At 59.3% G+C, this 1,906-nt stretch carries 1 protein-coding gene and 2 pseudogenes; all 3 read right to left on the reverse strand.

Features of this window, described 5'->3' with window-relative positions; translation table 11 throughout:
- Positions 1-532: pseudogene (locus tag NKH70_RS35585) on the reverse strand (SpoIIE family protein phosphatase); the annotation flags it as partial.
- Positions 529-1,707, reverse strand: a complete 1,179-nt coding sequence (locus NKH70_RS35590) for a methyltransferase domain-containing protein (RefSeq protein WP_353027466.1) — start codon at positions 1,705-1,707, stop codon at positions 529-531. The pseudogene NKH70_RS35585 and the gene NKH70_RS35590, both read right to left, overlap by 4 nt.
- Positions 1,704-1,906 (reverse strand): annotated as a pseudogene (locus NKH70_RS35595) (ubiquinone biosynthesis methyltransferase UbiE); the annotation flags it as partial. The pseudogene NKH70_RS35595 and the gene NKH70_RS35590, both read right to left, overlap by 4 nt.

The raw sequence follows: 1,906 nt of genomic DNA on the forward strand, positions 1-1,906 counted from the left end.
TGGCCATGAGAGTCGGCGCGACGAGATCGATGACGGTACTGTTTTCTATTTCCTGCTGAACGCTCGGCAGCGGACTGTGGTCGGCGTCCAGCAGGTAGCCCCAGACGCTGACCACGGAAGGCGCTCCCGGCAGGTTCTGTGCCCAATCGCCCTGTGCGTCGTAGACGACCCTCACGGAGCCGGGCACCTCCTTCGAAAGCGTGGCCCCGACCTGTTGTTGCCTGCTTGGATCGTCGATCTGGGCCTGCAGCACGCCCGCCAGCGCCTTGACGTCCCCATGGACTCGATCGAGCAGCAGGTCGACGCTTAACGCTGTCGATTCGGCATAGGAACGAATGTATTCTTGGTTTGCGGTCGTCAGGCCCTCACCGACTTCGGATGTGGCGTCGCGCGACAGTTTTTGAACATTCCAAAGCGCCAGGCCACCGCTCAAAAGGAGGTCGAACAGCACGGCGCCGCCAACGACCAATACGAATTTTGCTCGAAAGGAGCGCAGGCCGAATCGCGGTGTAGGCTCATCGTCGGCTTTCATTGCGGCCGTCGCCCCGATGCGACCCAGATCGGCCAACCCGTATAACCCTTGGGGTGGAGCGCAGCGAAAATGTGGTCCTGGAAGCCCTGCCGGAATCGTGCGACGAACTCCGGTCCATCGCCGCGTCTGGTCGCCATCTCGCCCGCATAGACGTCCGCCCAGGCCGCAATGACGTCGGCGAAGTCCTGCGGATCCCCGTCCAGGTTAGTGACCATGAAGGTCTCCATACGGATGTCTTCGAATCCGGCTTCGATCAGGTATCGCCGGCTCTTGGGTCCAAGCTCGACGTCCATCTCGAAATGCCCGAACAGCTTCGCCACCTCGTTGTAGGTCCAACGAATGCTTTCGGCGCGCGGCTCGCCCAGGCAATGCGAATTCTTCTCGTTGGTGATATAGACCCGACCGCCCGGCTTGCAGATGCGGTAGAGCTCCTTGAGAATGAGTTCAGGTCGATTGAAGATTTGAAGGGAATGTCGGCAGGTGACCAAGTCGAACTGCGCTTCGTCGAGCAGCATCTCCGACGCATCGCCATAGGTATATTCGATGCCCCGGATGTCGAACTCCCGCATCACTCGTCGAGCATAGTTCAGGCTTGATATGGAGTGGTCGAGGGCGACGATCCGCGACGGCTGGAACTCCTTCTGCGCGAGCACGGCGAAATCACCGATCCCGCAACAGATGTCGGCCATGACGATCCCGGGCCTCATGCCGTGTCGCGGCAAGATTGCGCGCTCGTGGCGCCAGGTCATCTTTGTTTGTGAGCGCAGGATCGGTACGAACCCGCCTTCCTCGAGGAAGCGCTGCCCTGGATAAAATTCGCTGTCATACTCCTCGACCGTGATGTTCGGTTCGATTTGGCTCAAGCGACCGAATTTTCGCGAGGTCCATCCGACGACGCTTGACGTGATGACGACGAATTTGAGATCGGGTCGAGCGCGACAGGCGTCAATGATGATCCTCGAAAAGGTGTGAAACGCAGCGTTGTTCATCTGCGTCAGGCGTCTGACATTGACGTAGAGAACGCCGCGCACACGGTCGATCGCATCGCGAAGCAATGCTATGCTGGGCCCAAGCTCATCGATCGCCTGAGGCCGGACCACCCCCGATATGGAGAACTCCTGATTGTTCGCGTCGTATTGCGCCTTGAAGCGGGGGAGAAGGTCGTAAGGGCTCAATTTTGCAGGCCTTCAAGCGGAAGATCCACGACAAGCTTGATTGCTTCGCCCTCGGCGTCCTCGACCCTGAGTGTCGCGTTGTAGTCGACAGCCAGTTCCAAGAGTACGATTTCCCGGCTCGGCGCGAGATCCCCAGACACCGAATTGAGATACCGCTCTCTGGCCTCCATTCCTACGAACTGCGACACGGCTTCTTCGT

It is taken from the genome of Mesorhizobium sp. M0991, from assembly GCF_040318915.1.
Lineage (GTDB): Bacteria > Pseudomonadota > Alphaproteobacteria > Rhizobiales > Rhizobiaceae > Mesorhizobium.